This is a genomic window from Nostoc sp. (genome assembly GCF_036917095.1).
In the GTDB taxonomy this organism is placed as follows: domain Bacteria; phylum Cyanobacteriota; class Cyanobacteriia; order Cyanobacteriales; family Nostocaceae; genus Nostoc.
Genome location: NZ_JBALFH010000049.1, coordinates 85,960 through 98,678 on the forward strand (window position 1 = coordinate 85,960; position 12,719 = coordinate 98,678).

Annotated in this window: 11 protein-coding genes; 8 read left to right on the plus strand and 3 right to left on the minus strand. The window is 43.9% G+C overall.

What is annotated here, in order from left to right:
• Window positions 1-83: 83 nt before the first annotated feature.
• Entirely contained in the window at window positions 84-875 is a 792-nt protein-coding gene (locus V7L01_RS30050; protein WP_335041408.1) for a hypothetical protein, read from the minus strand.
• A 209-nt stretch (window positions 876-1,084) separates the two neighbouring features.
• Window positions 1,085-3,355 carry a RelA/SpoT family protein gene (locus V7L01_RS30055; protein ID WP_335041410.1) on the minus strand — a complete coding sequence of 757 codons (2,271 nt, stop codon included), beginning with the start codon at window positions 3,353-3,355 and terminating at the stop codon, window positions 1,085-1,087.
• A 401-nt stretch (window positions 3,356-3,756) separates the two neighbouring features.
• Between V7L01_RS30055 and patD the strand changes: the two genes are divergently transcribed.
• Window positions 3,757-4,134 carry a heterocyst frequency control protein PatD gene (gene patD / locus V7L01_RS30060; protein WP_335041412.1) on the plus strand — a complete coding sequence of 126 codons (378 nt, stop codon included), beginning with the start codon at window positions 3,757-3,759 and terminating at the stop codon, window positions 4,132-4,134.
• Window positions 4,135-4,287: 153 nt separating this feature from the next.
• Here patD and V7L01_RS30065 read toward each other — a convergent pair whose 3' ends face one another.
• The gene (locus V7L01_RS30065) at window positions 4,288-4,884 is read right to left on the minus strand and encodes a TetR/AcrR family transcriptional regulator (protein ID WP_335041414.1); all 597 of its coding nucleotides are present in this window, start codon (window positions 4,882-4,884) and stop codon (window positions 4,288-4,290) included.
• 298 nt (window positions 4,885-5,182) lie between these two features.
• On the opposite strand from V7L01_RS30065, the gene V7L01_RS30070 reads away from it, so the two are divergent.
• From V7L01_RS30070 to V7L01_RS30100, 7 genes are all read left to right on the plus strand, one after another.
• Window positions 5,183-6,772: a DHA2 family efflux MFS transporter permease subunit gene (locus V7L01_RS30070; RefSeq protein ID WP_335041417.1), complete on the plus strand. Its 1,590-nt coding sequence runs from the start codon at window positions 5,183-5,185 to the stop codon at window positions 6,770-6,772.
• A gap of 608 nt (window positions 6,773-7,380) precedes the next feature.
• A complete protein-coding gene (cysH, locus tag V7L01_RS30075) occupies window positions 7,381-8,106 on the plus strand; it encodes a phosphoadenosine phosphosulfate reductase (RefSeq protein WP_335041419.1) in 726 nt (241 codons plus the stop codon).
• A gap of 68 nt (window positions 8,107-8,174) precedes the next feature.
• Window positions 8,175-9,428 (plus strand): exonuclease SbcCD subunit D, encoded by a 1,254-nt coding sequence (locus tag V7L01_RS30080; protein WP_335041421.1) that lies wholly within the window; start codon window positions 8,175-8,177, stop codon window positions 9,426-9,428.
• A gap of 209 nt (window positions 9,429-9,637) precedes the next feature.
• The gene (locus V7L01_RS30085; RefSeq protein ID WP_335041423.1) at window positions 9,638-9,856 is read left to right on the plus strand and encodes a type II toxin-antitoxin system HicB family antitoxin; all 219 of its coding nucleotides are present in this window, start codon (window positions 9,638-9,640) and stop codon (window positions 9,854-9,856) included.
• The gene (locus tag V7L01_RS30090; RefSeq protein ID WP_335041425.1) at window positions 9,853-10,077 is read left to right on the plus strand and encodes a type II toxin-antitoxin system HicA family toxin; all 225 of its coding nucleotides are present in this window, start codon (window positions 9,853-9,855) and stop codon (window positions 10,075-10,077) included. The genes V7L01_RS30085 and V7L01_RS30090 overlap by 4 nt, the downstream gene beginning before the upstream one ends.
• Before the next feature lie 232 nt (window positions 10,078-10,309).
• On the plus strand, window positions 10,310-10,840 hold the full coding sequence (locus V7L01_RS30095; protein ID WP_335041576.1) for a YdcF family protein: 531 nt from the start codon (window positions 10,310-10,312) through the stop codon (window positions 10,838-10,840).
• A gap of 402 nt (window positions 10,841-11,242) precedes the next feature.
• Complete coding sequence (locus V7L01_RS30100) at window positions 11,243-12,406, plus strand: GuaB3 family IMP dehydrogenase-related protein (RefSeq protein ID WP_335041427.1); 1,164 nt, start codon at window positions 11,243-11,245, stop codon at window positions 12,404-12,406.
• Window positions 12,407-12,719: the final 313 nt, after the last annotated feature.

Sequence of the window (12,719 nt, forward strand, 5' to 3'; positions counted from 1 at the left end):
GACACCATCAAAAAAATTAACAACCCACATTCAGACAGACAAAGACTTTCAGCCAAGCGCGTCCAATTTTCCCAATTTGGCATTCAACAACGAACTGTAGCTTTAGCAGTTTTTTGCTTGCGTTTCATTTTCAATGCTAGTGCGATCGTTACGAGGACAGCAAAGACAGTATTAGGTTCTGGGGCTGAAACCTGATTACCCACAGTTCCGGTTTTGTCAATGTTTACCAACATCATTCCAGCATTGTCACTATAGAAAATATCGTTTACAGCCAGGAATAAAAACTTGGCTGTGGTAGGAATCTCAATTGTCGTCTCACCGAAGATACCAAAAACACCATCAAATAACGTTTGATTACCGCAGGTTCTGTTAGAGTCACTCAAAGTTGCACCATTGCACATATAAGCATTTTTGTCACTGTCAAAACTAGAGCCTGGGGAGGCGGTAGAATCAAACAAAGTACGAGAAGTCCAGGTGTTCTGAGTGTAGCCATATTGACTTGCGTCTTGATTATTGAGGGCTAGACTATCAACCACCCGTTTTTCAGAAGAGCCATCAAGAAGCCGATCTGAGGTACTGAATACCCCGATCGTATCGCTTCTTTCACCTGGATTCCAAACACTCGTGTTAAATACACCAGAAATATTTAGACTGATGAAGTCACCACCTTTCAAACCCAAATCTGCTAGGGATATGGCTTTAGTGTTACCAGCAGCAGTATTCACATTATTGTAATAAGTTGTGTCAGCGTAGGTTCTTAAAAAGGTATATGTAGGATCGATTGTTAGAGATGCGGCTTGAGCTTTGTTAACGGTAGAGAATGCTCCTAGTGCAGCCAGACTAGAAACGATTAAAGCACCCAGAAATTTTTTCATATCACTGAATTGATTGCGTGTAAATCTATCTTAAGCATTAGCCTGTAGATTTAGTATGATTTTACACCTTCTGTCCAGTGAATTTTAGATGGATTTTTAGAGGCAAATTATAGTATTTTCACTTAAAATAATTAAACTATTTGTTACATTTTATTCAAGCGATCGCAAGCTGGTGCGTTACACTGCGTTAACGCACCCTACTAGCGCATCTACTCGTCAATTTGACCAACGCGGCGGATATTCAAAATGTCAGTCATTTTCTTAATTTGGACGAACACTTGCTCTAATTGAGAGCGATCGCGTATATCTATTCCTAAGTCGATCAATGCAGGTTGACCAGTAGAGGTTTTCACCTGGGCATGGCGGACATTGATCCCTTGGTCGCTCAACCGTGACAAAATATCCTTTAGCACCCCTACACGGTCAAGGGCTTCAATTTGAACGTCCACTGGATATGTGTGCGGACGACCGCTATTTTCGGCGGCTGGATTCCACCTAACTGGTACTAAGCGCTCATACTCCACAGTCTCCAGATTATGGCAGCCTTGGCGATGAATCGAAATCCCCCTACCTCGCGTCACCACACCAATAATTGGTTCGCCAGGAATCGGGGTACAACACCCAGCTAAATAATATACCAAACCTTCTACGCCAATAATTGGCGAATCTACGGTGCGGGAGGTAGTTGCAGGTGCATCTCGCAAAGCTTTTGATGTAGTTGATTCTTTGGGGACAAATAGCGGCACAGTGGAAACTGGTTGGTGTCCCTTCGCCACTTCTCGCCAGCGATTTAATACTAGGTTCAACGTCACTTCACCGTAACCCAAACCAGCGAGTAAATCTTCCACGCTGTGGTAGTTACATTTTTCGGCAACAGTCTCCATCGCATCCGACTTCAACAAACTTTCAAAACCAGTTTTACCAAGTTCCTTTTCTAACAATTCCCGTCCGCGGGCGACATTTTCTTCCCGGCGCGATCGCTTGTACCATTGTTTTATCCGATATTTCGCCGCCGAAGTTCTGACGAAGTTCAACCAATCCAAACTCGGATGGCAATTCTTTTGGGTCAGAACCTCTACAATATCGCCATTGTGCAACCGCGTTGACAGTGGCACCATTCGCCCATTCACCCGCGCCCCTGCACAATGGTTCCCCACTTCCGTATGAATCCGATAAGCAAAATCTATAGTGGTAGAACCGGGACTTAAAGGAACAACATCTCCCTTAGGGGTGAAGACATAGACATCATCTTCAAATAGATTATCTTTTACACTGTCAAGATATTCTTGTGCATCCTTGAGATCGGCTTGCCATTCCAGCAGCTGTCGCAGCCAAGTAAACTTGTCATCTGTCCCTGTCAAATGGCTAATACTAGAACCTCCGCTTTCTTTGTACTTCCAATGGGCGGCAATCCCGTACTCGGCGATATGATGCATTTCGATTGTCCGAATTTGCACCTCTAAAGGACGGCCTGTTAGTCCAATCACCCCAGTATGCAACGACTGGTAACGGTTAGGCTTTGGCAGTCCAATATAGTCCTTAAATCTCCCTGGAATTGGGCGAAAAGCATCATGAACCACCGCCAACGCCCGATAGCATTCCTCATTACTTTGAACAATAATCCGCAGCGCCGCCAAATCGTAAATTTCATGGAATTCCTTTTGCTGGCGGTGCATTTTTTGGTAAATGCTATAAAGGTGCTTGGGACGACCGCTAATATCCTGAAAGCGGATTCCGGCTTGTTGCAAACGCTCCCGCAAAATGTCTGTAGCTTTAGCCAATTTCTCTTCTCGCGCCGTCCGTTTTTCGGAAACATGCTCTTGCATTTGGCGGAAAGCTTCCGGTTCCAAATATTTAAAAGCCAAATCTTCCAGTTCCCATTTAATCCGCCAGATTCCCAAGCGATTGGCTAAGGGTGCAAAGATATCTCGCGTTTCTTGAGCGCTGCGGCGGCGGCTGGCCTCTGACATGTATTGTAAAGTTCGCATATTATGCAAACGATCTGCCAATTTCACCACAATTACTCGAATATCTTGCGCCATTGCCAAAAACATCCGCCGGAAATTTTCGGCTTGGCTTTCGGTTTTGCTGGTGAAATTGATTTTAGAAAGCTTGGTGACACCTTCGACCAATTGTCGTACTTCTGGGCCAAAGCGCTCTTCTATTTCTTGACTTGTAACTTCTGTATCTTCAACGACATCATGGAGAAATCCAGCTGCTATCATAGCAGCACTACCTCCCAAGTCACGCAGCAATTCAGCTACAGCAATGGGATGAGCAATGTATGGTTCTCCAGATTTGCGGTATTGACCTTGATGCAGTTGGTAAGCAAATTCAAATGCCCGACCTATCAAGGCGGCATCATTATGCCTTCGGTCATCTTCCGCTTCGCCGCTAATTGTCGATGACTCTTTCAAACATTTTTTTAACCATTCTGGAATGGCAAGATCGAGTGATGAATTTATAGCTATGCTGCTCATACAATTAGGGTTGAGATAGGATCGGTAGATAAGTGAATTGATAAATAAAACTAGCAGCATCACCGTGAAAAGATGCTGTTACCCAGAGAGGGGTGGAAAAAGCAGTGTCAGGATGATTCTCCAATTGCCGATAGCGTTGCGTAAAGCCTTCTCTTCTCCTTCTACTATCGGAGATGCTACGCGTTAGCGGGGCTTTCGCTTTAGCGATACGCTTAGAGCAACGCAGGAGCGTCTGGTAGTCATCCAGTTTGAGTTTCAAGGATCGTTAAAAAAAGATAATCCATTGATGGCAAACAAAGCCTCAAATCACGATTTGAGGCTTTTAATGCTGATAAGAGCTTAAGAAAGTTTATTGTAAAAGAAAAATTACTTGACATTAATACTATCTTAATTAGCACTGGATGTCTTTAAACCGTGAGAAATATCAGGCACTCGTAACCTTGTTAGAGCAATTACGCTCCGATGCCACAACTACCCAAATTGTTGCACCCGAACTGCGGCAACGTGTAACCTCGTTGCAGCAATTTTTTAGGCAGCAGATTGTGCCTCTGGCTGATGTTGGCGAAACCTCTTCGCAAGCAGAAGACTGGCGAGTGCAGTCTTATCAAACGGAGATGAGCAAACAATTGCGCCTGTTGGAAATAGATGTGATGTTTTTGCAAGGAGCGCGGCAAGCATCTACTGCACAAACGAGACTTAAAACGATTAGCGATCGCTTGACAACCCTCATTCAATACTGTGATGCCATTCTGCAACCAGAAGCGGAAGGAGAAAAATAACAATTGTTCACCTTTTTCTCTAATTACTCCATCATCTCATTTACAACCGTTCGTGAAAAGTTATTTTTGCAACAAGTTGGAAATGGGCATTGGTCAATAATCAATAGTTCTTCTTCCCCTGCTTCCCCTGCTTCCCCTGCCTCCCCTGCTCCCTCATCTCCCATTCCCAATCCCTTCGATCAGAAGATTCATGGTGCGGCGCATGTACGCTTCTACTGGCTCGGTTGTGGGTTTGAAGATCAGTGCATAATATAGCGACCCACTCACCAGGTCGATAATTAAGTCTACATCTGCATCCTTGTGTATTTCGCCTCTAGACTTGGCACGCTCAAGTACTTTAGAAAAGGCTTCGCGTCGGAGTTTAGTATATTTTGTCCAATAAACCTCTGCAAACTGAGGATTGCTAGACGCTGTACTAATTATCAGGGCGAGTGTCTGACGACCAAGGGGACTATCTATTTTTTTGGCGGCATTCTTAATTAAGATATCCATGTCTCCCCAAAAGCTGCCAGTATCGGGGATCGCTAAATCATCTCTGAGACTTTCTATCGCGTCTGCAACTAGTTCTTCTTTGGAAGTGTAACGCCGATAGATGGTCGTTTTACCAACTCCAGCCCGGGAAGCGATCGCTTCTATACTCATACTTTCATATCCTACCTCTGCAAGCAAATCCAAAGTCGCTTGCAGAATAGCCCGATCGGCTTGGATGCTGCGTGGGCGTCCAGAGATGCTGTTGATTTGCTTACTCATAAAAATATCATCCCCAAGCAATATCTTCTTGGCCATTTGCTCCTACTTTTGGGCATAGAACATACCCTATGGGGAATAAATCAGTCTAGAACTCATTTCCCACGCACTAAAACAGCAGCAATGACCATCCATCTTTAGCATAGGTATTTCTGCCACTTTTCATTGAAAACTCTCTTGACCGTTTTTATATGATACGCTACGGTAGCGTATATACATAATACTTAATTTTAGCTTTGGCGTAAGCGTAGCAAAGCCTTGGCATTGCTTGACATCTCCTAAATATTACTTGTGCTAAAGAATGGCTACCAATATTAAAGGTTCTAGTTTTGACGAATTTGGTTATGTGCACGGCCCTTTGAAGTGGGCGATCGCTTTTACGGCTTCTCTTGGTGCCATCTTAGAAGTAATTGATACTAGTATTGTTAACGTAGCTCTCACCGATATCCAAGCGACTTTGGGTGCAACTGTCAGTGAAGTGGGTTGGGTAGTTAGCGGATATGCGATCGCTAACGTCGTCTTAATTCCCTTATCTGCATGGTTGGGAGATTACTTTGGGCGTAAAACCTACTTTATCTTCTCACTGATTGGTTTTACGGTTTCCTCTATTTTATGTGGGCTGTCCTTCAATCTACCGATGTTGATCGTTGCCAGAATTCTCCAAGGTTTATGTGGTGGCGGATTGCTAGCGAAAGCCCAAGCGATTTTGTTCGAGACTTTTCCCCCAGCCGAACAAGGTTTGGCCCAAGCTGTTTTTGGTGTGGGTGTAATTGCTGGCCCGGCAATTGGCCCAACCTTAGGAGGATTCTTGGTAGATGGTTTAGGCTGGCGCTGGATTTTCTTTGTCAACATTCCCTTTGGGATTATCGCAGTAGCGATGTCTTTGGCGTTTTTGCCCAAAAATAAGGACAAGAGCGAGGCTCAAAACCAAGCTGTTGATTGGTGGGGAATTGGGTTTTTAATCGTGGCTGTGGGTAGCTTACAAACTGTATTAGAAGAAGGGGAGCAAGATGACTGGTTTTCCTCTAGTTTCATTGTCAGTCTGACAATCCTCGGTATTATCGGCTTGGTGTTGTTTATTTGGCGAGAACTGAAAACAGATCGCCCGGCTGTAGATTTGAGAGTTTTACGTCACCGTTCTTTAGCTGCGGGAAGCGTTCTCTCAGCAGTGGTGGGTATGGGGCTTTATGGCGCACTCTTTGCTGTACCAATATTTGCTCAGAGCGTGCTGCAATTTACGGCAACACAAACAGGATTATTATTAGCACCTGGGGCTTTAGCGTCTGCGATCGTTATGGTTTTATTAGGCAAACTGTCTAGTATAATTGATGCCCGATTTTTAATTGCATTGGGCGCTGTCGGATCGTCTGGAGTCATGTTTCAATTGGCGACAATTACCCCACAAAGCGGGACAGACGATTTATTTTGGCCATTGGTATGGCGCGGAGCTTTTACTGTGTTGATGTTTCTCCCTTTGAGTTTGGCAGTTTTAGGGCCGCTACCCAAACAAGATGTTTCTGCCGGTTCTGGTTTCTACAACCTGACTCGACAACTAGGTGGCAGTATCGGCATTGCCCTACTTACTACTCTGCTTGACCAAAGACACACTTTTCATCGAGCCATGCTGTTAGCAAAACTTAGCCCTTATGACCCAGAAACCAATCAGCGTCTCGACTTGCTCAATGGGGCACTCCAAAGCCAAGGCATGGATGCAGCAACAGCGCAACAACAAGCACTAGCTTTATTAAGTCAAACAGTAGATATTCAAGCTGCTGTTTTATCTTACGCAGATTGCTTTCGAGTCGTAGGGGTAGGGTTCCTTTGCTCATTACCTCTATTATTATTCCTGGGCAAAGGCGGTGCAGGAGTGAAAGCGCCAGTCGGTCACTAAGGATAAAGTAAATAGCGATCGCATTCCAATTTTAAATTCTCCGATCGCAAAACTACGTAAAAACACGGCTCCCAAATTATTTTCTGGCGACAATTATGGAAGAAAGTTAATATACACGGATTTATCTGGATAATAAAAGTAAAAGCCCCACTCAGTTTTGAGCAGGGCTATGTGAAGTCTTATTGCTAAAATTAGAAATCTTTATCTTAGAAAAAGTTCATTATTGTAATTATGCTAACGCTGGTCAACATCATTAAAGCACCCATAATTATGGATTCGCCCAAGCGATTGGGGGATTTTGAAGTGTTCATTTAAGTAAAATCCTTTTTATTAATAGTTCCTTAACCATATCAAAATCAGTATAAATAACCAGATAACCATTGCAAAACTTAAATTACCGTAAAGTTTCTTAGTAAATGCTTAATCTGTACCGAAGTATTAATTCTTACTTGCAAAATTTAACACTTTTAGCCTCCCACCTCATTCTCCAGTTCCACAATGTAGTAATTTCCGAACAGAATAATTACCTTATCTCCGAGCGGAATACGTGGCTTTATAGAGTAAAATAAATATTAGTCAAGGTATAAATATTTGAACAGAAGATTATCATGACAGTTTCCACGGCATCTAGAAACCAAACGATCGCTTTTGACTTAGAAAAATTAAATGAGCAATTTGAAACTGCCAGTCCCAAAGAAATACTGGCATGGTCTATAGAGAATATCCCAACGGGACTGGTGCAAACAAGCGCCTTTAACGTGGATGACATGATAATTACCCATATTCTTTACAGTGAACTGAAGCATCCCGTTCCTGTAATCTTTCTGGATACCTTGCACCACTTCCCTGAAAGCCTAGAATTAGTTGCCAAAGCGATACAAATCTATAATCTGGATCTGCAAACTTTCAAAACTCCAGATGTAGATACCCGCGAAGCCTTTGAAGCCAAATACGGCGACAAACTTTGGGACAAGGATATTGCCAAATTCCACCACATTACAAAAATTGAACCACTGCTACGGGGTCTAGACGAACTCAACAGCGTCGCTTGGATAACTGGACGCCGCCGCGACCAAGCAGTAACCCGTGCGAATATGCCCATATTTGAATTAGACGGTAAAGGTCGGCTGAAAGTAAATCCCATCGCTACTTGGACACGCCAAGACAGCTGGGTTTACGTGGCTGAACACGGAGTCATCTACAACCCCCTACACGACCAAGGTTATCCCAGCATCGGCGACCAACCCATCACCACCAAAGTAGGCGAAGGCGAAGACGAACGCGCCGGACGTTGGCGGGGAACTGATAAAACAGAATGCGGAATTCATATTTAGTCATTGGTCATTTGTCATTAGTCATTAGTATTAGACAAAGGACAAATGACTAAGGAAAAAAGATAAATATGATAAAAATCCTCCACCTCTCCGATATCCACATGGGAAGCGGCTTCTCCCACGGACGAATTAATCCTACAACTGGGTTAAATACACGACTGGAGGATTTTGTCAATACTTTATCTATATGTATTGACCGAGCGCTAACAGATGCTGTTGATATGGTGATATTTGGTGGCGATGCTTTCCCGGATGCTACACCACCGCCATACGTACAACAAGCTTTTGCCAGCCAGTTTCGCCGTCTTATGGATGCCAATATTCCAACAGTGCTGTTGGTGGGCAACCACGACCAACATTCCCAAGGACAGGGAGGCGCGAGTTTAAATATTTACCGCACTTTGGGAGTGCCAGGATTTGTTGTTGGTGATACATTAACTACTCACTGCATTCAAACCCGTAATGGTAAAGTGCAAGTAATCACCCTCCCTTGGCTCACCCGTTCCACCCTGATGACTCGCCAAGAGACTGAAGGTTTGTCTTTGGCGGAAGTCAACCAACTGTTAACGGAACGTCTGCGAGTTGTTCTAGAAGGGGAAATTCGCCGTCTTGACCCCGATGTGCCAACTATCCTTTTGGCTCACTTAATGTCTGACAATGCTACCTTGGGCGCAGAACGGTTTTTAGCGGTGGGTAAAGGCTTTACTCTGCCCTTATCTTTGCTAACGCGACCTTGTTTTGATTATGTAGCGTTGGGACACGTGCACCGCCACCAGAACCTCAATAAATCCAACAACCCGCCTGTAATTTATCCAGGGAGTATTGAGCGGGTAGATTTTAGTGAAGAAAAAGAAGACAAAGGCTATGTGATGATAGAACTGGAGCGGGGGAGCGCTGAATGGGAATTTTGTCCCTTGACAGTTCGGACTTTCCGCACCATTGAAGTGGATGTCTCGAAAGCAGACGATCCGCAAGCGGTGTTAATGAAAGCGATCGCTAAATATAATATTCAAGATGCGGTAGTGCGGCTAATTTACAAACTCCGCTCCGAACAGATGGATTTAATTGACAGTTCTTCTCTACATACTGCTTTAACTCCCGCTCATACCTACACCATTCAAGCAGAATTAGTCAGTCAATTAGCTCGCCCTCGCATTCCAGAATTGAGTGCAAGTAGCAGCATCGACCCAATGGAAGCCTTGAAAACTTACTTAAACAACCGCGAAGACCTCAAAGAGATAGCAGCATCGATGCTGGATGCTGCACAGAAGTTGCTAGCAGATGATGTGGAAGTTTGGCTGGAAGCAGCAACTAGTGAGTAGGATAGATGGCAATGATATTTTCATGTTTTAAGATTAAGATCGCTCTTTCAATAAAGAGAAAATGTAGTATGGCAATCCTAAATCATTCGTGAGAATTTGAGATCGTTTTAACCCCCTGTAGTCCCCCGATGCTTTGGGGGGCTGCGTTAACCGAAGGGTAAATTTTCTTACAAATCATTTAGGATCGCTATATAACTTCAAGGAAGTTTATGATGAAGCGAGAATTTAATGTAATTATCGAACGAGATGCAGATGGCTACTTTGTTGCTTCCGTCCCAAATCTTCCTGGTTGTCATACGCAAGCCCAAACTTTAGATGAGTTAATGGAGCGTATTAGGGAAGCAATTGAACTTTGTTTAGAATTTGAGGAAGAACAGCAGGATTTACTGGACTTTGTTGGTATTCAACGAGTCGCAGTTGAGATATGAGTCAATTCCCAAGCTTCACGGGACGCGAAGTTATTGCAGTCCTTAGCAAAGTCGGTTTTGAAGTGGCTAGGATACGTGGCAGCCATCATATTATGATACATAGCGATGGGCGCAGAACAGTAGTTCCTGTACATTCAGATGAAATAATTGGTCGTGGTTTGCTGGCACAAATACTACGCGATTGCCAAATAACTCGTGAAGAATTTAGGGCATTGTTGTAATTGTCCAATAAAGGTTAGGATAATCCATCAATTAGAGGAAAAACTTCAAGCACGCTTAACCGCGCTGCAACGTGAAAATTACCCAAATATAAATTTGGGCAGATTTTGTGGGAGTTTGCTACTCTACTATCAATTGTTGTTTTTCTTCTAGCAAGAGGAAATTTTGGACTCAGGAAATTAAAATTAGCGAGCCTTGAATAAGTTATTGTTTACAGGTAAATCTTTTCGTTTTATGGCTTTTGTCCTACCGCTAATCATGTGGTGGGGATACAAAGAAGTACAAAACCAATTTGTACAGCCGCAAGCAGTTATAGTGTTGGGTGGTTCAACGAGACGTTTAGAGCGAGAGAAGTTTACGGCCGAATTTGTCCGCCAGCATCCAAATATACCAATTTGGATTACTGGGGGTAGTCCACCTACATTCACCCAACGAGTGTTTACCAAGGCTGGTGTCGATCCCAAACGTTTACACTTGGACTATGAGGCCGTAGATACAGTTACTAATTTTACTACGTTGGTAGATGATTTGCAAGCTCGCGGCATCAAGAGCGTTTATTTGATTACTTCAGATTTCCATATGCGTCGAGCTTGTGTCATCGGCGAAATTATTTTGGGGAGTCGAGGTATTTATTTAAAACCAGTGCCAGTTCCTTCCGAAAAACCCCCTGAATCTATCGAAAAATCTATTCGCGATGGAGCTAGAGCGATACTTTGGATAGCAACTGGTTACACCGGTGTGGATGCAGCTAAAAATAAACGGTAAATCATCAGTGGTAATTTGCATGATTTTGACTTGACTTAATACAGGCAAATTAAGACAATTAATGCCAATCATCGTGAGATTAACTAAGTAATAACAGATACATAAAACTACAATTATCCAAAAACTAACGCAACACCAACCCTCAAACAACACAATATAAAAACCAACTAAGAATTTTTGCCCATTTGGTTTCTTGGTAAATACTTTGCGTCCATTAAAGTTTCGAGCGGCGGCTTGGGTAACTCGAATCTACCTGTTGTGTAGTTCAGGAAAAAAATGCCCTAAGATATCTCACAATCAAGAAAAAAACGCCCCAAGATATCTCACAATCAGGAAAAAAATACCCCAAGATATCTCACAATTTGATACCCTAGCTTAAACAGATTTGAAAAAAATTAAAGCGTGGAAATTCAACTTGGGCGGGGAAAAACAGCTCGCAGAGCTTACGGAATAGATGAAATTGCTCTAGTCCCTGGTAACAGAACACTAGACCCTAGTTTGGCAGATACTAAGTGGCGTATTGGCAATATTGAGCGAGAAATCCCGATAATTGCCAGTGCGATGGATGGCGTAGTAGATGTTCGCATGGCTGTACGTTTGTCACAGTTAGGAGCATTAGGTGTCCTCAATTTAGAGGGTATTCACACTCGCTATGTTGACCCAGAGCCAATATTAGATCGGATTGCCTCTGTAGGGAAAGATGAATTTGTTGCCCTGATGCAAGAACTCTATGCCGAACCAATAAAGCCGGAATTAATTGAAAAACGTATTCAGGAAATTAAACAACAAGGTGGCATTGCGGCGGTAAGTGCAACACCATCTGGCGCAAGTAAATACGGCGAAGCAGTGGCAAAAGCTGGGGCAGATTTATTTTTTGTACAGGCTACGGTAGTTTCTACTGCACACCTGTCACCAGAGTCTTTAGTACCACTTGATTTAGCAGAATTTTGTCGTTCCATGCCCATCCCCGTGGTGTTGGGGAATTGCGTGACTTACGAAGTCACTTTGAATTTGTTGAAAGCTGGGGCGGCTGGGGTACTGGTGGGAATTGGGCCTGGTGCCGCTTGTACATCCCGTGGCGTGTTGGGTGTAGGCGTACCACAAGCGACTGCGATCGCAGATTGTGCCGCAGCACGAGATGATTACTACAAGGAAACTGGTAACTATATTCCCATTATTGCTGATGGCGGTTTAATCACCGGTGGCGACATTTGTAAATGCATTGCCTGCGGTGCTGATGGTGTGATGATTGGTTCCCCCTTTGCCAGAGCCGCAGAAGCCCCAGGACGAGGTTATCATTGGGGTATGGCGACTCCTAGCCCAGTGTTGCCCCGTGGCACCCGGATTCGCGTTGCCACCACCGGTAGCCTAGAGCAAATACTCGTCGGGCCAGCAGGGCTAGATGATGGCACTCACAATCTTTTAGGAGCCTTAAAGACCAGTATGGGCACTTTAGGAGCCAAAAATATTAAAGAAATGCAGCAAGTGGAAGTTGTGATTGCGCCTTCCCTATTAACCGAGGGTAAAGTTTACCAAAAAGCTCAACAATTGGGTATGGGGAAATAAAGGAATAGGGAATGAGGAAGCAGGGGAGCAGGGGGCAGGGGGAGATCAGAAGCAGTTCTTGCTGGCGGCAACGAGTAGAATAAAAAATTACTTCTTTCTCTTTCCCCTCTGCTCCCTGCTCCCTGCCCCTCTGCCTCTTTCCACTCCCAAATTCTTCAATAAATTTTTCCAGCCCCCTAAACAATTGCTGGAAAAATCCGATATGTCGCCTACAATAGAGATAGCGGAGACGAATGTTTCCGTTCACTCCTCACACCACACTCCGCCCGGACTACTGTTCGGGCGGTTCCTTATGTTTATAAATAAATTCTAG

What these genes read in the sequence shown, in the direction of transcription:
- V7L01_RS30050 (WP_335041408.1), bottom strand. Translation starts at nt 875, where the DNA reads ATGAAAAAATTTCTGGGTGCTTTAATCGTTTCTAGTCTGGCTGCACTA.
- V7L01_RS30055 (WP_335041410.1), bottom strand. Translation starts at nt 3,355, where the DNA reads ATGAGCAGCATAGCTATAAATTCATCACTCGATCTTGCCATTCCAGAA.
- patD (WP_335041412.1), top strand. Translation starts at nt 3,757, where the DNA reads ATGTCTTTAAACCGTGAGAAATATCAGGCACTCGTAACCTTGTTAGAG.
- V7L01_RS30065 (WP_335041414.1), bottom strand. Translation starts at nt 4,884, where the DNA reads ATGAGTAAGCAAATCAACAGCATCTCTGGACGCCCACGCAGCATCCAA.
- V7L01_RS30070 (WP_335041417.1), top strand. Translation starts at nt 5,183, where the DNA reads ATGGCTACCAATATTAAAGGTTCTAGTTTTGACGAATTTGGTTATGTG.
- cysH (WP_335041419.1), top strand. Translation starts at nt 7,381, where the DNA reads ATGACAGTTTCCACGGCATCTAGAAACCAAACGATCGCTTTTGACTTA.
- V7L01_RS30080 (WP_335041421.1), top strand. Translation starts at nt 8,175, where the DNA reads ATGATAAAAATCCTCCACCTCTCCGATATCCACATGGGAAGCGGCTTC.
- V7L01_RS30085 (WP_335041423.1), top strand. Translation starts at nt 9,638, where the DNA reads ATGATGAAGCGAGAATTTAATGTAATTATCGAACGAGATGCAGATGGC.
- V7L01_RS30090 (WP_335041425.1), top strand. Translation starts at nt 9,853, where the DNA reads ATGAGTCAATTCCCAAGCTTCACGGGACGCGAAGTTATTGCAGTCCTT.
- V7L01_RS30095 (WP_335041576.1), top strand. Translation starts at nt 10,310, where the DNA reads ATGGCTTTTGTCCTACCGCTAATCATGTGGTGGGGATACAAAGAAGTA.